Below are 16,513 nucleotides of genomic sequence, written 5' to 3'. Positions count from 1 at the left end.
GCCCGGGAGCCACTCCCACGACGCCACGGGCCCGCCGCATCCGCCGGGATGTGACAGCTGTCATCGCGCATCGGTGACGGCCCGCCCTGTCGCCGGGGCCCGCCGGGGCGGCAGGCTGATGGCGGATCAGGATCGTCGAGGGCGGGGAGCAGTGACATGCGGGTGATGGTGGCGGGTGCGGGGATCGGTGGGCTCTGTCTGGCGCAGGGGCTGCTCCGGGCCGGCGTCGACGTACGGGTCTACGAACGGGAGGCGGCAGCGGACAGCCGCTACCAGGGGTTCCGGGTCGGCCTGGGCCCGGTGGGGCTGGCTGCGCTGCGGGAGTGCCTGCCCGACCGGATGTACGGTCTGCTGGAGGCGGTCCTGGGGTCGATCTCCGGCGAGCGCCGGGTGGTCGACCAGCACCTCGGGCTGGTGCGCGAACTCCCGCGGGCCGACGGGGGAGCGGCGGCCGACCGGCAGGTGCTGCGGCTGCTGTTGCTGGCCGGGCTGGGCGACCGGGTCGAGTTCGGCCGGGCGGTGGTCGGGTACACCGAGCGGGCGGACGGAACGGTCGAGGCCCGTTTCGCCGACGGCGGCAGCGCGGTGGGCGACCTGCTCGTCGGCGCGGACGGCGTGGGCTCGCCGGTGCGCCGCCAACTGCTGCCGGACGCCGAGGTGGTCACCGTCCCGGGCAACGCGCTGCTCGGCCGCACCCCGCTGACCGAGCGGTTCGCCGCCCTGGTGCCGGGCTTCGGCACGATCGTGCAGGGACCCGGGGCGAGCATGCTGCTGGGCCGGATGGAGTTCCCGCGCTCGCCGAGGCTCGCGGCGGCCGAGCTGGCACCGGAGGTCGACCTGCCGGACATCGACAGCTACCTGCGCTGGGCGGTCATGCTGCCCGCTCCGCTCGCCGCCGGGTCCGGCGAGTGCGCCGATTCCGCCGGGTCCGGCGGGGCCGGGGCGCCGCTGCCGGGTGACTGGGCGAGCGCCCGGGACGGGCTGCTCGCGCTGGTCGACGGCTGGCACCCGGATCTCGTCGACCTCGTCCGCCACTCCGACGTCCTCAACAGCTCCCCGCTGACGGTCCGTTACGCACGGGCGGTGCCGCACTGGGGTACCCGTCGGGTCACCCTGCTGGGCGACGCGATCCACGTCATGCCGCCCAGCGGCGGCCAGGGGGCCAACACGGCGTTCCGGGACGCCGCCCTGCTCTGCCGTTCGCTCGCCGCGGTGCACCGCGGTGAGGCCGAGCTGCGCGCCGCCGTCGAGGCCTACGAGCTGCAGATGCTCGACTACGGCTTCACGGCGGTCCGCGAGAGCCTGGAGCAGCTGCCGCAGTTCACCCCGGTGGCCTGACGCGGCGCGGCGGATCCTGACTTTTGCGTCAGTATCGTGAGGAGGTCGCCGAACGTGACGGAAGCCGGCTGCCGCGCAGCCAGGAGAGCCGAGGTGCCCGTGGAGATCCGCCATCCCTCCCGACGGTCGTTGCTGCGTTCCGGCGCGGCCCTCGCGGCCCTGACGCTGGTCGAGGGGTGCACGTCGGGTTCGGGTGACGATGCGGGCTCGCCCGGCGCCACACCGGGCGGCACCGCCGCGGCGGGCGGCACGTCCACAGCAGGTGCCACGGCGACGCCGAGCGCGGCCGCCGCCGTGGAGTCGATGCCGGCCGAGTGGCTCCCGCACCTGCGCACGTTCATGGCCTGGCCGGCGCTGGAGGAGGTGTGGGGCAGTCAGCTCCCGGCGGTGCGCCAGGACATCGCGAACGTGGCGATGGCGGTCGCCGGGTTCGAGCCCGTGGTGATGATGGCACGATCCGACCAGGCCGATCAGGCGCGGCAGATGTGCGGCTCCTCGGTCGAGGTGATCGAGCTGACGGTGGACGACCTGTGGGCCCGGGACACCGGCCCGACCTTCGTGACGGGGCCGCAGGGGCTCGCCGGTGTGGACTTCAACTTCAACGGCTGGGGCGGGAAGCAGACCCACGACAACGACAGCCAGGTCGCGAAGAACCTCCTCGCCACGTACGGGATCCGGCGCATCCAGGCGCCGGTCACCGGTGAGGGCGGGGCCATCGAGGTCGACGGCCAGGGCACGCTGATGGCCACCGAGAGCTCCTGGGTCAACGCCGACCGGAACCCGGGAAAGACCCGCGACCAGATCGAGGCGGCGCTGAAGGAGCTGCTGGGCGTCACCAAGGTCCTCTGGTTCCAGGGGGTGGCCGGCCAGGACATCACCGACTGCCACGTCGACGCCCTGGCCAGGTTCGCCGAGCCGGGCGTGGTCGTCCTGCACCGGCCGGCGGCGGGCAGCCCGCCGGACGTCTGGTCCCAGGCGTCCGACCAGGCGCTCCAGGTGCTCGACTCGGCGACCGACGCGAAGGGGCGCAAGCTGCGGGTCGTCGAGCTGACCGAGCCGGACCCGGACAAGATCGAGGGCGAGGGCAAGGACTTCCTCGCGACCTACATCAACTACTACGTGGTCAACGGCGGTGTGATCGCACCGAAGTTCGGCGACCAGAGCGCGGACGACCAGGCGGCGGGGATCCTGGCCGACCTCCACCCCGGGCGCAAGGTCGTGCAGGTGTCGATCAACGCGGTCGCCGCCGGGGGCGGCGGGATCCACTGCTCGACGCAGCAGCAGCCGGCCGCCCCCGGCTCCCCGGGCGCGTCGCCGTCGCCGTCGTGACGATCGGCGCCGGGCGGCGGAGCGAGGTCCGTCGACACGCGGCGGGTGTCAGAGGAAGTACAGGCGGCTGAGCGGCACCTCCTGCGCGGGCTCGGAGCGCACCGGTGCGCCGTCGAGCGTCACCAGGCCGTCGCGGGGGTCGACCAGGACCTCGCCCAGGCGGCCGTTGCGGACCATGTCGGCCGGGCCGATGCCCCGGCAGCCCCGGACCGCGACCCGGCGGCGCCGGGTGGCCATCGCGTCGTACGGTCGCCCGAAGGAGCCGGACTCGGCCGCGGCGCGGCTGACGAAGGCGACCGACAGGTCGGCGGCCGTCGCGCCGTGCGCGCCGAACAGCGGTCCGAGGACGAGCGGTTCGCAGGCCTCGGTGGCCGCGTTCGGGTCGCCCGTCACGCCGTAGGCGGGGAACCCGGCCTTGAGGACCATCTGCGGCTTCGCGCCGAAGAACGCGGGCCGCCAGAGCACCACGTCGGCGAGCTTGCCGACCTCGATCGAGCCGACCTCGTGCGAAAGGCCGTGCGCGATGGCCGGGTTGATGGTGAGCTTGGCGATGTAGCGCAGCACCCGGGCGTTGTCGTCCGCGGGCCCGTCGCCCTCCATCGGCCCGAGGTCGGCCTTCATCTTGGCCGCCACGGCGAAGGTGCGCCGGACGGTCTCGCCGGCCCGGCCCATGCCCTGGGCATCGGAGGAGGTGATGCCGATGACCCCGAGGTCGTGCAGCACGTCCTCGGCGCCCATGGTCCCGGCACGGATGCGGTCGCGGGCCATCGCCGCGTCGCCCGGCAGATCGGTCTTCAGGGCGTGCACGGAGACGATCATGCCGTAGTGCTCCGCCACCGCGTCCCGGCCGAACGGCAGGGTGGGGTTGGTGGAGGAGCCGATGATGTTCGAAACCCCGGCCATCTTCAGCACGTTGGGCACGTGTCCGCCGCCGCAGCCCTCGATGTGGAAGGCGTGGATGGTGCGGCCCTCCAGCACGGCGACGGTGTCCTCGACCGAGAGGCACTCGTTCAACCCGTCGGTGTGCAAAGCCACTTGGACGTCGTGCTGCTCGGCCACCCGCAGTGCGGTGTCCAGTGCGCGGGTGTGCGCGCCCATGTCCTCGTGCACCTTGAAGCCGCAGGCGCCGCCCTCGGCCAGCGCCTCCACCAGCGGGCCCTGCTCCGAGGACGAACCGCGCCCCAGGAAGCCGATGTTGACCGGCCAGGCATCGAAGGCGTTGAAGGCGTGCCGCAGTGCCCAGGGGGAGTTGACGCCCACGCCCCAGGCGGGGCCGATCTCCTGGCCGATGATCGTCGTGACGCCGGAGGCGAGCGAGGCCTCCATGATGCGCGGCGACATCAGGTGCACATGGGTGTCGATGGCGCCGGCGGTGGCGATCAGGCCCTCGCCGGAGACGATCGTGGTGCCGGTGCCGACCACCACCTCGACCCCGTCCAGGGTGTCCGGGTTGCCGGCCCGGCCGATCGCGGCGATCCGGCCCTCGCGGATGCCGATCGAGGTCTTGCGGATGCCCTGGACCGCGTCGATCACCAGCACGTTGCTGATCACCACGTCGCAGGTCTCGCGGACGGTGGCGGCCTTCAGGTGCAGGCCGTCGCGGGCGGTCTTGCCGAAGCCGACCAGGAACTCCTCGCCCGGCAGCTGCGAGTCGGACTCGACCCGCACCACCAGGCCGGAGTCGCCCAGGCGCACCCGGTCCCCGGCGCGCGGGCCGTGCACGGCCGCGTACTCGTGCGGTTCGATCGTGGAGCTCACCGTTGGTCCTCCAGCTCGTCGCCAAGAGGGGCCTCGGCCAGGGCCCCGAGATAGCCGCACGCGGCGGCCCGGCACAGCGCCTGCTGCTTGGCGCCCGGGGCGTCGAGCGGGCCGTCGACCAGCCCGGCGAAGCCGATCGCGACGCGGGCGCCGCCGATCGGCACCAGCGCCACCTCGACCGTGGCGCCCGGGTCGAAGCGGGTGGAGGCCCCAGCGGGGGTGGCCAGCCGCATGCCGTAGGCGGCGGCGCGGTCGAAGTCGAGGCGGGGGTTGGCCTCGAAGAAGTGGAAGTGCGAGGTCACGCTGACCGGCACGTCGGCCGTGTTGCGGACCGTCAGGCCGCGGACCGGCTGCGGCACGTACGCGGTGTCGGGGCCGGAGGTGCCGGAAGCGTCGAAGGTGCCGGAGGTGACGGCCCCGGGCGCCGCCTCGCCCAGGCTGCCGCCGCCGAACGGGTCGGCGACCACCGCCAGCCGGGTGCCGTCGGCGAACACCGCCTCGACGTTGACCTCGGTGACCAGGTCCGGCACGCCCGGCAGGACGTCCTGCGGGCCGAGGACCTGGCGCCCGCGCTCGATCGCCTCGGCCAGTCGCAGGCCGTCGCGGGCCGCCTCGCAGACGGTGTCCGCGATCAGCGCGGTGGCCTCGGGCACGTTGAGCCGCACGCCGCGGGCGCGGCGGGCGCGGGCGAGTTCGGCGGCGGTGAAGATCAGCAGCCGGTCGCGCTCGGTCGGAGTCAGCTGCACGGCGTCACCCGGCCGGCTGGTCGTGGGTGGAGCAGTGGATGCCGCCGCCACCGGAGGCGATGGTGTCGATCCGGACCGGGACGATCTCGCGGTTCGGGACGTGGTCCTTCATGATCTGCTGCGCCTGGTCGTCGGCCTGCTGGTCGCCGAAGAGCGGCAGGTAGACGCCCTTGTTGCCGACGTAGAAGTTCATGTACGAGGAGACGAAGGCGTCGCCGCGGCCGGTGATCCGGTCGGGGTCCGGCTGTGGGATCTCGATGACCTTGAGCTTCTTGCCGGTCGCGTCGGTGGCGTCCGCCAGGACGGCGCGGGCCTGGTCGGCCGAGCGCGACCAGACGTCCGCCGGCATGCCGGGGAAGGCCTGGTCCAGGAAGACCACGCCGGGGGCGGCGAACCGGGCCAGGCAGTCCACGTGCGCGTCGGTGATGTCCTTGCCCCGCACGCCGGCCAGCCAGATCACCTTGGTGACCCCGAGCGCCTTCTTGAGCTCGGCCTCGACCTGGTCGCGGCTCCTGCCGGGGTTGCGGTTGTTGTTGACGACCGAGCTCTCGGTGATCAGCAGGGTGCCCTGGCCGTCGGTCTCGAAGGAGCCGCCCTCGGCGACGATCGGGGTCTGCATCCGCTCGATGCCGTACTTGGCCAGCACCGCGCGGGCGATGCCGGCATCGTTCGCGTGCTGCTGCTTGCCGCCCCAGCCGCTGAAGTTGAAGTCGACGCCCTTGACCTTGCCGCCCTCCTCGACGAAGACCGGCACGGTGTCGCGCGCCCACAGGTCGTCGACCGGGGTCGAGAAGACCTCGACGTTCGAGCCGCAGGCGTTCTTCGCCCCGCTCTCCTGGCCGGGCCGCACCAGCAGGACCACCGGCTCGCGGCTGCCGATCGCCCGCGCCACGCCCGCGATGTCCTTGCGGACGGCGTCGAGCTGCTCGCCCCAGACGTCCTGCGAGGCGGGCCAGGCCATGAACGTGCGCGCGTGCTTCTCCCACTCGGCCCCGAGCCGGCGACCGGGTGCCGCGCCGCTCGCCCCGCCCGGCTGGGGTGAGCCGGAGGGCCGCCCGGCATCGGCGGTGTCGTCCAGGTCGTCGGGTCCGGTGCAGGCAGCCGCGCCGAGCGCGACGACGCCGGCTCCGGCGAGGGACCGCAGCATCGTGCGGCGGGAAAGGGCGGACAGGGCCACGTGGTTCTCCGGGGGTGCGGTGGAGCTGGTACGGGGGAGGCGCGCCGGAGCGCGGAGTCGTCGGACAGGCCCTACGGGAGCGGTTCCTGCATCGTCGAGCAGTGGATGCCGCCACCGCCCGCCATCAGGCGGTCGACGTCGAGCTGGACGACCTCGCGGCCGGGGAAGGCCGCCTCCAGGGTCCGCTTGGCTGCCGCGTCCTTGTAGCCGTCGCCGAACTGGGCCGCGATGACAGCGCCGTTGACGAGGTGGAAGTTGAGGTAGGAGTCGACGAAGTCGGCGCGCTTGGAGCGCACGGTGTCCGGTCCCTCGACGACGATGACCTGCAGGCGGCGCCCGCGCGCGTCGGTCGCGGTGTTCAGGATGGCGAACTGCTCGCGCGCGTCCCGCGCCCAGACGTCCTTGCGCCCCTCCGGCGGCAGTTGGACCAGCACCAGGCCCGGGCGCACGAAGCGGGAGGTGACGTCGATGTGGTCGTCGGTGATGTCCTGGCCCTTGATGCCGGGCACCCAGATCATCTTCTCCGCGCCGTAGGCGTCGAGCACGGCCGCCTCGACGTCGTCGCGGCTCCAGCCGCGGTTGCGGTTCTTGTTGACCAGGCTGCTCTCGGTCGCCAACACCGTGCCGTCGCCGTCGGTCTCGATCCCGCCGCCCTCACCGACGAACTCGGCGCGGACGAAGGGCAGGCGGCTCAGGCGGGCGAGGTTCTCGGCGACGTGGGCGTCGTCGGTGTGGACCTGCTTCCTGCCCCAGCCGTTGAAGTTCAGCCCGACGGCCTGCAGCCCGCCGTAGCCGTCCCGCCGGAACACCGGGGCGATGTCGCGCATCCACAGGTCGTCCGTCGGGATCGAGTCGATCACGTGGACGCCGGGGCCGCAGGCGTGCTGGGCCTCCTCGACCGAGTAGTCGTCCGGCGCGCACATGACCACGGGCTCGTAGCGCGCGATCGTGCGGGCGATCAGCGCGATGTCCTCCTGCACGCCGCGCAGCCGGCGGCCCCAGACCGACGTGCGGGACGGCCAGGACATCCAGGTCCGGGCGTGCGGGACGTCGTCCATCGGCACCCGGGGGCGCGGGGCGCCGCCGCCGTCGGCGAACGCTGGGGAGGCGCCGAGGACCTGCGAGCCCAGGGCGAGCCCGGCGGCGCCCAGGCCGGCGGTGCCGAGCAGGGTGCGGCGGGACGGGGCGGCGCCGAAGAGGCGCTCACCGAGCGAGGGGCGCGAGTACGGGTCGGTCATGGGGGTCTCCAGGTCAAGTGTGGCTCGGGCCAGGGGCACCGACGACCGCCCGGATCGGCGGGGGAGCGGTCGGCGGTATGCGCTTGAAGCGGCTACGCCTAGCTGGCGGGCCGGGAGGTGCACTCGAACCTGCCCGGGTCTGGCGATGGGCCCACTGTCGCACTGACTGAAAAGTCAGTCAAGTTCTGAGCTGCGAGGATGCCGGCGGGCGGTACCGGCCGGGCGCATGCCGAGGCCCCGGGCGGATGCCCGGGGCCGGGGGGATGCCAGGAGGGGGCCGGGACGGCCTACGGGCGCAGGCGCGCCACCTCGGCGTCGACGGCGGCGGACATCAGGCTGCGCGCGTGCTCCAGCGGCAGCCCGCCGCTGAGCCAGCGCACGCTGAGCCCCTCCAGCAGGGCGGTCAGCCGCTCGGCCGCGCCGGCCAGCGCCACCGCCGACCCCAGGGGCTGGACGCGCCCGAGGATCGCGGCGATCTCCTGGACCCAGACGAGGGTGGCCCTGGCCAGGTCCTCGCGCAGCTCCGGCTCGAAGACGGCGCTGGCGCGCAGTTCGCCCCAGGCGGTGCTGTTCTCCCGCACCTCGGGGGTGTCCTGCAGCTCCAGCAGCAGGGCCTGCTCCAACTCCTCACGGGCGCTGAGCGGTTGGCCGCCCTCCAGCTGCTGCCTGGTGTAGCGCTCGGCGCGGTCGCTGATGAACTCCAGCGTCTGGCGCAGGATCCCCGTGCGGTCCTTGAAGTGGTAGTAGATCAGCGCGGTGGACACGCCGGCCTCCGCCGCGAGCTCCTCCACGCGAAGACCGCGGACCCCCCGCCGCGCGATCACCCGCGCGGCGGCCTCCATGATGACTGTTCGACGACCTGCCATGGCTCGATACCCTACGCGACCTGCGGGCCTCCTCCTGACCGGAATGCCAGGCGGCACGAGGTCAGCAGGCGCCCAGCTCGGTGTCGATGGCGCCTTCGAGCAGCTGCCGGGCGTGGTCCAGCGACAGGGAGCCGCTGAGCCAGCGCACGCTGAGCCCCTCGGTGAGGGCCGTCAGGCGCTCGGCGGCGGCCGCGTGCGCCGGGGCGGTGCCCAGCGGGTCGGCGCGGGCGAGCAGGTCGGCGATCTCGTGGACCCAGGTGTGGGTGGACCGCGCCAGGTCCTCGCGCAGGTCCGGTTCGAAGACGGCGCTGGCGCGCAGTTCGCCCCAGGCGGTGCTGTTCTCCCGCACCTCGGGGGCGTCCTGCAGCTCCAGGAGGAGGACCTGCGCCAGGTCGGCCCGCGGGTCGTCGGGGTCCGCGCCGGGGATCGGCTGTGCCGTGTACCGGTCGGCGCGGTCGGTGATGAATTCGAGCGTCTGGCGCAGCATCCCGGCGCGGTCGGTGAAGTGGTAGTAGATCAGCGAGGTCGAGACCCCCGCCTCCTGCGCCAGTTCGCCCACGCGAAGTCCGCGCACGCCGCGCCGCGCGATCACGCGGGTGGCTGCCTTGAGTATCTCTGTCCGGCGGTCCGACATGGGCTTACTCTAGCCGAAAGGCTTGACTGAATTTTCAGTTCAATGAAGGATGCGGGGCACACCCCAGCCCCCGTTCCCCATCCGGGAGTTCCGACGGCCCGGCCGGTGAGCCTCCCAGCCCCGGCTCCGGCCCCACCCTCCGCCGGCCCCGGGCCGCCGTCGGGTCGCCACCGGTCGGCTCCACCCGGCCGAGCGCCGCAGGCCCGTACCAGACCCGTCCAGGAAGAGGTTGCCGTGACTTTCCGTATGCCCGCCGAGTGGACCGAGCACGAGCGCTGCCTGATGGCCTGGCCGGTCCGCCCCGACCTGTGGGGCGCCACCCTGGAGGAGGTCAAGCACGAGTACGCGGCGGTGGCCCGCGCCATCGCGCAGTTCGAACCGGTCACCATGGCGGCGCCGCCCGGGTACGGCGCGGAGGCCCGCGAGCGGTGCGGCGAGGGCGTCACCGTCGTGGAGCTGGCGATGGACGACTCCTGGTTCCGCGACTCCGCGCCGATCTTCGTCCTCGACGAGCAGGGCCACCGCGCCGGTGTGGACTTCCGGTTCAACGCCTGGGGCCGCAAGCACCACCCGTGGGACGCCGACGACCGGGTGAGCGCACTGCTCCTGGCGCACCTCGGGGTGCCGGCGATCCGCTCCGAGATGATCCTGGAGGGCGGTGCGATCACCGTCGACGGCGAGGGCACGCTGATCACCACCGAACAGTGCCTGCTGCACCCCAACCGCAACCCGGGGATGGGCCGCGAGGAGATCGAGGCCGAGCTCAAGGCCCGGCTCGGCGTCAGCAAGGTCGTCTGGCTGCCGTACGGCGGACTGCTGGACACCGAGACGGACGGGCACGTGGACGGCGTCTGCGCCTTCGCCGCCCCCGGCCGGGTCGTCGTCCAGCTGCCCGCCGACCCCGAGCACCCCGACTACGCGCGGATGCGCGCCAACCGCGCCGTCCTGGAGCACTCGACCGACGCCCAGGGCCGTCCGTTCGAGATCGTCGACCTCCCGCAGAGCGCCTGGGTCGAGGTCGACGGCAAGCGGACCGAGGTCGGCTACCTCAACTACTACCTCGCCAACGGCGGTGTCGTGGTGCCCGTCGCGGACCACCCCGAGGACGAGGGCGCGCTGGCCGCGCTGGCCCGCGCCTACCCGGGGCGCAAGGTCGTCGGGGTGCGTGCCCGGGTCATCGCGTACGGCGGCGGCGGCATCCACTGCATCACCCAGCAGGTCCCGGCCGCCGACGCGACGGCCTGACCCGCCCGCCGGACACCCCCACCGGCCGCACCCGCCGGACACCTTCCCTCGCGGACACCTTCCCTCGCGGACACCCTCGCTCGCGGACACCCTCCATCGGACACGGAAAGAGGAAGCGCCGATGCCCCCCACCCCACCGCGCCCGGCCAGACGCGGGAGGCACGCCAGCGCGATCAGCGCGATCACCCTGGCAGCCTCGGCCCTGAGCGCCTTCGTCCTGGTCGCCGCCTGCGCCGGTCCGCCACGGGCGGGCGGCACCGCCGGCCAGGGCGCCTACGCGCTCTCGGCCGGCACCCCGGCCGCCAAGGGCGAGATCGACTCCTTCAGCTGGGCCCTGTACGCCGAGCCGCCGACGCTGGACTACCTCCAGGCCTTCGACTACCCGCAGAACACCATCCTCTCCAACGTGTGCGAGAGCCTGATGCGCTGGACGCCCCAGCTCAAGGAGGAACCCGGCCTCGCTTCGAGCGCCACCAACCCCGACCCCACCACCTGGGTCTTCGACCTGCGCTCCGGCGTGAAGTTCCAGGACGGCGGCGTGATGACCGCCGACGACGTGGTCTTCAGCCTCAGCCGGCAGATGAACCCGGACAACGGCGGCGCGTGGGCGAACGTCTTCCAGAACGTCGACGGCATCACCAGAACGGGACCGCTGCAGGTCACCGTCAAGCTCAAGACCCCCGACTCGCAGTTCCCGCAGTACATGGCCACCGCCGCCGGCGTGGTCGCCAGTGCCCAGGGCGTGCAGGCGGCCGGCAAGGACTACGGCACCAGCGGCAGCCTCGACTGCACCGGCCCCTACCGGCTCGGCAGCTGGACCAAGGGCCAGTCGGTCGAGCTGGACCGCTTCGACGACTACTGGGGCACGAAGGCCAAGTCGAAGAAGGTCGTCTTCGAGTTCCTCACCGACCCCTCCGCCCGCACCAACGCGCTGCTCACCGGCGAGGCCGACGGCGGCTACCTCATCCCCACCGAGAGCTACGCCCGCCTGAAGACCAGCAGCGCCGGCACCCTCTACTTCGGCGAGGGCCTGAGCACCGTCAACGTCAACATCACCAACATGCAGGGACCACTCGGCGACGCCCGGGTCCGCAAGGCGCTCTCGCTGGCGATCGACCGCACCGGATTCGTCAGCACCGGCCTGGGCGGCAACGGCACCCCGACCACCTCGCTGACCGCCAAGGCGGTCTGGTCCACCGCGGACCGGGCGACCCGGCAGACGGCGCTCGACGGCCTGCAGCCGACCGCGCCGGACATCGCGCAGGCCACCCAGCTGGTCAAGGAGGCCGGCGCGAGCGGCAAGACCCTCACCATGGCCACCAGCTCGATCGGCCAGGACGTCTCCCTGCTGGCCGCGGCCGTGCAGTCGGCGGCCACCAGGATCGGGCTGAACATCCAGCTGAAGACGATCGCCCCGGACGCCTTCACCGCGCTGTTCACCGACCCCAAGGCGCGCCAGGGCATCGACATGTTCCCCGAGACGTACTACCTGTCCATCACCGACCCGATGGACCTGCTCACCAACTTCCAGACCGGCTCCTACCAGAACTACGCCGGTTACAGCGACAAGGGCTACGACGACCTGGTCGAGAAGGCCGTCGGCAGCTACGACCCGGCCCAGCGCCTGGCCATCGAGGCCCAGCTCAACAAGCAGGCCTCCGACCAGGACCTGTGGATCCCGGTCGCCGAGTGGCCGACCTCGCTCTTCATGAACAAGCGGATCACCGGCGCCCCGACCACGATCTCCTACATGTACTACCCGTGGGCCGCCGACGTGGGGGCGGCCCGGTGAGCTTCGCACGATTCGCCCTGCGGCGGCTGCTGGAGATGGCCGCCACCCTGCTCGGCGCCTCCTTCGTGATCTTCGGTGCGATGTACCTGGCGCCCGGCGATCCGGCGAGTTTCCTGCTCTCCGGGCGCTCGGCCTCGCCGGCCGCACTGGCGGCGATCAACCACCAGTACCACCTGGACGACCCGTTCGTCGTGCGCTACCTGCGCTGGCTCGGCCAGGTGCTGCAGGGCGACTTCGGGCGCTCGATCGAGTACCGCACCGACGTCTCCAAGCTGCTGGCCGACCGGCTGCCCAGCACCCTGCTGCTGGTCGCGATGGCGCTGGTCCTGGTGGTGGTGGCCGGCCTGGCGCTCGGCTGGATCGGCGCCGTGCGCGGCGGGGCCACCGACTCGACGATCCTGGTCAGCACCACCATCGCGGTCGGCACGCCGTCCTTCGTGGCCGCCATCCTGCTCCAGGGGCTCTTCTCCGTCCGGCTCGGCTGGTTCCCCACCGGCGCAACCGGCCACGGCTTCGGGGACATGGTCCGGCACCTCACGCTGCCGGCCATCGCCCTGGCCCTCTACCTGATCGGGATGCTCGCCCGGGTCACCCGCGCGGCCATGCTCGAGCAACTGGGCAGCGAGCACGTGGCCGTGGCCCGCAGCCGCGGTGTGCCCGAGCGGCAGGTGATCTGGCGTCACGTGTTCCGCAACGCGCTCGGCACCGTGCTCACCACCGGCGGCCTGATCGTCTCGACCCTGATCATCTGCACCGTCCTGGTGGAGTCCGCGTTCAGCATCGGCGGCATCGGCCAGCTGCTCGAACTGGCCACCACCACCAAGGACTTCCCCACCGTCCAGGCCATCTCGCTGCTCATCGTCGGGCTGTTCATGACCGTGAACCTCCTCGTCGACCTCGTCTTCCCGCTGGTCGACCCCACGGTCGCCCTCGGCGCCCGGAGGTCCACCGCATGACCACCGCCCTCACCCGCCGCCCCGGCCTCGCCCGCCTGCGGGCCGCCCGGCAACCGCTCTACCTGGCCTGCGCCGGCTTCGTCCTGCTGGTCGTCCTCGCGGCGGTGCTCGCACCCTGGATCGCCCCCGGCGACCCGAACACGGTCGACCTCGGCAACGTGCTCGCCGGGCCGTCCGCCGACCACCTGCTCGGCGTCGACGCCGCCGGGCGCGACACCCTCTCCCGGCTGCTGCTCGGCGCCCGCACCTCGTTGATCGGCCCGCTCGGCGTGGTCGTCTTCTCCACCCTCGCCGGCGTCGCGGTCGGCGTCACGGCGGGCTGGCGCGGCGGCTGGCTGGACTCGCTGCTCTCGCGCGCCACCGAACTCGTCTTCGCCTTCCCCGGGATGCTGCTCGCGATCCTCATCGTCACGGTCTACGGCGAGGGCCTGCTCGCCCCCGTCCTCGCCCTGGCGATCGCCTACCTGCCCTACGTCTCCCGGCTGACCCGCTCCCTCGTCCTCGCCGAGCGGGAACGCCCCTACGTCGCGGCCTACCAGGTCCAGGGCCACTCCGCCGTGCAGATCTGCCTGCGGCACGTGATCCCCAACATCGCGCCCGTGGTGCTGGCCCAGTCCACCATCAACTTCGGCTACGCCCTGATCGACCTCGCGGGCCTGTCCTACCTCGGACTCGGCGTGCCCGCGCTGACCCCCGACTGGGGCCGGATGGTCTTCGACGGGCAGACCGCCGTCCAACGCGGCTACCCGCTCTCCGCGATCCTGCCCTGCCTGGCGATCGTGCTGACCGTCGTCGCCTTCAACGTCGTCGGCGAACGCTGGGCCGACCAGGTCGCCAGGAGGGACCGATGACCCGCACTCTCGACACCCGGGACGCCCCCGACGCGCCCGACACCCTCGCCATCAGGGACCTGCGGCTGCACGTGCCCGGCACCGCCGGCCCGTCCTCGACGGCGTCGACCTGCACGTCGCGGCCGGTGAAACCGTCGCCCTGGTGGGGGAGTCCGGCTCCGGCAAGACCCTGACCTCGCGCACCGTGCTCCGGCTGCTGCCCAAGGGCGCCCGGGCCGAGGGCGAGGTCGAGGTCGGCGGCGAGAACGTCCTCGCGCTGGATGCGCGGCAGTTGCGCACGCTGCGCACCGGCCGGGTCGCGATGATCTTCCAGGACCCGCGGGCCGCCATCAACCCGCTGCGCCGGGTCGGCGACTTCCTCACCGAGAGCGTCCGTCTGGCCGGGACCACGACCGCGGAGGACGCCGCCCGCCGGGCCGCCGAACTCCTGGCCGCCGTCGGCCTCGACGACTCCGTGCTGCGCCGCTATCCCGGCCAGCTGTCCGGCGGCATGCTGCAACGCGTCATGATCGCAGCCGCCCTGATGGGCGATCCCGTGCTGCTCCTGGCCGACGAGCCCACCGCCGCCCTCGACGTCACCAGCCAGGCGGAAGTCATCGCGCTGATCGGTGAGTTGAAGGAGCGGTTCGCCACCGCGCTGCTCTTCGTCACCCACGACCTCGGCCTGGCCGCCGCCATCAGCGACCGGGTCTATGTGATGTACGCCGGGCGGATCGTGGAGACCGGTCCGGCCGAGACCCTGTTCGCCGGCCCCCGCCACCCCTACACCCTCGCGCTGCTCGCCGCCACCCCGCAGCTGACCGCCCCCGGCACCCGGCTCGCCGCCATCGACGGCCAACCGCCGGACCTGCGTCAGGAGTTGACCGGATGCCCGTTCGCTCCGCGGTGCCGCTTCGCGACCGAGGTGTGCACCACCGAGGCGCCGCAGCCGCGGGCCGCCTCCGGTGCACCCGGCCACCTGGCCGCGTGCCACCACAGCGACCGCCTCGCAGAGAGTGCCGCCGATGCCTGACGCCGTCCTCGAAGTCACCGTCCTGCAGCGGTCGTTCGGCGGTGTCCGAGCGGTCGATGACGTCTCCTTCAGCCTCCCCGCGGGGGGCTCGCTCGGGATCGTCGGCGAGTCGGGCTCCGGCAAGACCACCACCGCGCGGATTATCGTCGGCCTGGAGCGGGCCGACGCCGGGCGGGTGCTGCTGCAGGGACGCGACCGCACCGAGCACGCCCGGGGCAGGGCCGGGCGCCTGGCACGGGCCCGGCAGATCCAGATGGTCTTCCAGGACCCCTACCTCTCCCTCGACCCGCGTACCAGCGTCGAGGCGGCGCTGCGCGAAGCCCTGCGCCTGCACTTCCCCGGGGCCGACCACGGCCGCCGGATCGCCGAACTGCTCGACCAGGTCGGCCTCGGCACCCGCGCCGCGAGCGCGCTGCCCCGCCAGCTCTCCGGCGGCCAGCGCCAGCGCGTCGCCATCGCCCGCGCGCTGGCCCTCGAACCCGCGGTCATGGTCCTGGACGAGGCCGTCGCGGCGCTGGACGTCTCCGTGCAGGCCCAGGTGCTCAACCTGCTCGCCGACATCCGCGAACAGACCGGCATCGGCTACCTGTTCATCACCCACGACCTCGGCGTGGTGCGCTGCGTCACCGACGACGTGATCGTCATGCGGCGCGGCAGGATCGTCGAGTCGGGGCCCACCGCGCAGGTGCTGGCCGCGCCGGAACACCCCTACACCCGGCTGCTGCTGGACTCCGTGCCCCGACCGGGCTGGGACCCCCGGCGGATCGCCGCGGCCCGGCGGGCACTCCCCTGAGGCCAGGGGGGCTCAGGACCTCTGCGGCCCGCTCGCGGCCAGCGCGCCGACCAGGCCGCGCAGGACGCGGGCGGTGTCCAGCCGCGGGTCCAGGGACTGGATGGCCGCCAGCCCGTCGACCGCCCCGGCGACGGCCTCGCCCAGTGGGCGCGGGTCGATGCCGCCGCCGCGCTCCTGGGCCAGCACCTCGAAGAGCCTGACGAAGCAGGACCGCCAGCGGCGGTACTCCGCGTCCAGGGCGACCCGCACGCGCTCGTCGTGGAGGGCGAACCAGTGCAGCGCGGAGTGCAGCCGGGCCAGGTCGGTGGCCTCGGGCTGGGTGAGCAGCGCCAGCACTCGCTCGGCGCGCTCGGCGAACGTGCCGGGGGCGTCGACGGCGGCCGCCAGTGGGGCGATCCACTCCGGCCGGATGTCCTGGACCACCGCCACGATCAGATCGGTCCGGTCCGCGAAGTGGTAGTGGCACATGCCGTGCGAAATCCCGCACGCCGCCGCCACGTTGCGGGTCGTGAACCGCTCACCGCCCGCGCCCGCCAGCAGGGTCCGCGCGGCGGCGATCAGGCGTGCCCGGGTCTGCTCGCCCTTGGCCGAGGCCCGCGCCCGGCCGGGCGGCGCCGGCGGGAGGGCGGGGCCGTTCCCGGGAGTTGCAGGGCTGACGTCCTTCGCGCGCGCGACCATGCGGCAACTCTAACGAGTCCGCGTCAGCACGCCAGGGCGAGTTGCCGCTCATCGCGGGGAGTTGCTGTGAGAACTCTTGACCGAGCGCTTGGTCAGTTTT

15 protein-coding genes are annotated in these 16,513 nt (G+C 73.2%); 8 read left to right on the top strand and 7 right to left on the bottom strand.

Annotation, left to right across the window (positions count from 1 at the left end; genetic code table 11):
• Positions 1–156 precede the first annotated feature (156 nt).
• Positions 157–1,338, top strand: coding sequence for an FAD-dependent oxidoreductase (locus tag OG294_RS03675; RefSeq protein WP_327064915.1), 1,182 nt, complete (start codon positions 157–159; stop codon positions 1,336–1,338).
• A 93-nt stretch (positions 1,339–1,431) separates the two neighbouring features.
• On the top strand, positions 1,432–2,667 hold the full coding sequence (locus OG294_RS03670; RefSeq protein WP_327064914.1) for an agmatine deiminase family protein: 1,236 nt from the start codon (positions 1,432–1,434) through the stop codon (positions 2,665–2,667).
• A gap of 48 nt (positions 2,668–2,715) precedes the next feature.
• On the opposite strand, the gene OG294_RS03665 is transcribed toward OG294_RS03670, so the two are convergent.
• From OG294_RS03665 to OG294_RS03640, 6 genes are all read right to left on the bottom strand, one after another.
• Positions 2,716–4,425, bottom strand: a complete 1,710-nt coding sequence (locus OG294_RS03665) for an urease subunit alpha (protein WP_327064913.1) — start codon at positions 4,423–4,425, stop codon at positions 2,716–2,718.
• Complete coding sequence (ureA, locus tag OG294_RS03660) at positions 4,422–5,171, bottom strand: urease subunit gamma (protein ID WP_327064912.1); 750 nt, start codon at positions 5,169–5,171, stop codon at positions 4,422–4,424. Before ureA ends, OG294_RS03665 begins: the two co-directional genes overlap by 4 nt.
• Positions 5,172–5,175: 4 nt before the next feature.
• Positions 5,176–6,342 (bottom strand): agmatine deiminase family protein, encoded by a 1,167-nt coding sequence (locus OG294_RS03655; protein ID WP_327071436.1) that lies wholly within the window; start codon positions 6,340–6,342, stop codon positions 5,176–5,178.
• A gap of 77 nt (positions 6,343–6,419) precedes the next feature.
• Positions 6,420–7,586, bottom strand: coding sequence for an agmatine deiminase family protein (locus OG294_RS03650; RefSeq protein ID WP_327064911.1), 1,167 nt, complete (start codon positions 7,584–7,586; stop codon positions 6,420–6,422).
• 287 nt (positions 7,587–7,873) lie between these two features.
• Complete coding sequence (locus OG294_RS03645) at positions 7,874–8,452, bottom strand: TetR/AcrR family transcriptional regulator (RefSeq protein ID WP_327064910.1); 579 nt, start codon at positions 8,450–8,452, stop codon at positions 7,874–7,876.
• A 61-nt stretch (positions 8,453–8,513) separates the two neighbouring features.
• Complete coding sequence (locus OG294_RS03640; protein ID WP_327064909.1) at positions 8,514–9,086, bottom strand: TetR/AcrR family transcriptional regulator; 573 nt, start codon at positions 9,084–9,086, stop codon at positions 8,514–8,516.
• Positions 9,087–9,320: 234 nt separating this feature from the next.
• Between OG294_RS03640 and OG294_RS03635 the strand changes: the two genes are divergently transcribed.
• From OG294_RS03635 to OG294_RS03610, 6 genes are all read left to right on the top strand, one after another.
• On the top strand, positions 9,321–10,331 hold the full coding sequence (locus tag OG294_RS03635; RefSeq protein WP_327064908.1) for an agmatine deiminase family protein: 1,011 nt from the start codon (positions 9,321–9,323) through the stop codon (positions 10,329–10,331).
• A 121-nt stretch (positions 10,332–10,452) separates the two neighbouring features.
• Positions 10,453–12,123 carry an ABC transporter substrate-binding protein gene (locus OG294_RS03630; RefSeq protein WP_327064907.1) on the top strand — a complete coding sequence of 557 codons (1,671 nt, stop codon included), beginning with the start codon at positions 10,453–10,455 and terminating at the stop codon, positions 12,121–12,123.
• A complete protein-coding gene (locus OG294_RS03625) occupies positions 12,120–13,079 on the top strand; it encodes an ABC transporter permease (RefSeq protein ID WP_327064906.1) in 960 nt (319 codons plus the stop codon). Before OG294_RS03630 ends, OG294_RS03625 begins: the two co-directional genes overlap by 4 nt.
• On the top strand, positions 13,076–13,930 hold the full coding sequence (locus OG294_RS03620) for an ABC transporter permease (protein ID WP_327064905.1): 855 nt from the start codon (positions 13,076–13,078) through the stop codon (positions 13,928–13,930). Before OG294_RS03625 ends, OG294_RS03620 begins: the two co-directional genes overlap by 4 nt.
• A gap of 142 nt (positions 13,931–14,072) precedes the next feature.
• Entirely contained in the window at positions 14,073–14,942 is an 870-nt protein-coding gene (locus OG294_RS03615; RefSeq protein WP_327064904.1) for an ABC transporter ATP-binding protein, read from the top strand.
• The gene (locus tag OG294_RS03610) at positions 14,935–15,735 is read left to right on the top strand and encodes an ABC transporter ATP-binding protein (RefSeq protein ID WP_327064903.1); all 801 of its coding nucleotides are present in this window, start codon (positions 14,935–14,937) and stop codon (positions 15,733–15,735) included. Before OG294_RS03615 ends, OG294_RS03610 begins: the two co-directional genes overlap by 8 nt.
• Before the next feature lie 12 nt (positions 15,736–15,747).
• Here the strand turns inward: OG294_RS03610 and OG294_RS03605 are convergent, their stop codons facing one another.
• Positions 15,748–16,413, bottom strand: coding sequence for a TetR/AcrR family transcriptional regulator (locus tag OG294_RS03605; RefSeq protein WP_327064902.1), 666 nt, complete (start codon positions 16,411–16,413; stop codon positions 15,748–15,750).
• Positions 16,414–16,513: the final 100 nt, after the last annotated feature.

This window comes from Kitasatospora sp. NBC_01302 (assembly GCF_035976515.1).
GTDB lineage: Bacteria > Actinomycetota > Actinomycetes > Streptomycetales > Streptomycetaceae > Kitasatospora.
Note: the sequence above shows the minus strand (reverse complement) of the source record. Positions and strands in the feature narration are given on the sequence as shown.

What these genes read in the sequence shown, in the direction of transcription:
- OG294_RS03675 (WP_327064915.1), top strand. Translation starts at nt 157, where the DNA reads ATGCGGGTGATGGTGGCGGGTGCGGGGATCGGTGGGCTCTGTCTGGCG.
- OG294_RS03650 (WP_327064911.1), bottom strand. Translation starts at nt 7,586, where the DNA reads ATGACCGACCCGTACTCGCGCCCCTCGCTCGGTGAGCGCCTCTTCGGC.
- OG294_RS03645 (WP_327064910.1), bottom strand. Translation starts at nt 8,452, where the DNA reads ATGGCAGGTCGTCGAACAGTCATCATGGAGGCCGCCGCGCGGGTGATC.
- OG294_RS03640 (WP_327064909.1), bottom strand. Translation starts at nt 9,086, where the DNA reads ATGTCGGACCGCCGGACAGAGATACTCAAGGCAGCCACCCGCGTGATC.
- OG294_RS03630 (WP_327064907.1), top strand. Translation starts at nt 10,453, where the DNA reads ATGCCCCCCACCCCACCGCGCCCGGCCAGACGCGGGAGGCACGCCAGC.
- OG294_RS03620 (WP_327064905.1), top strand. Translation starts at nt 13,076, where the DNA reads ATGACCACCGCCCTCACCCGCCGCCCCGGCCTCGCCCGCCTGCGGGCC.
- OG294_RS03610 (WP_327064903.1), top strand. Translation starts at nt 14,935, where the DNA reads ATGCCTGACGCCGTCCTCGAAGTCACCGTCCTGCAGCGGTCGTTCGGC.
- OG294_RS03605 (WP_327064902.1), bottom strand. Translation starts at nt 16,413, where the DNA reads ATGGTCGCGCGCGCGAAGGACGTCAGCCCTGCAACTCCCGGGAACGGC.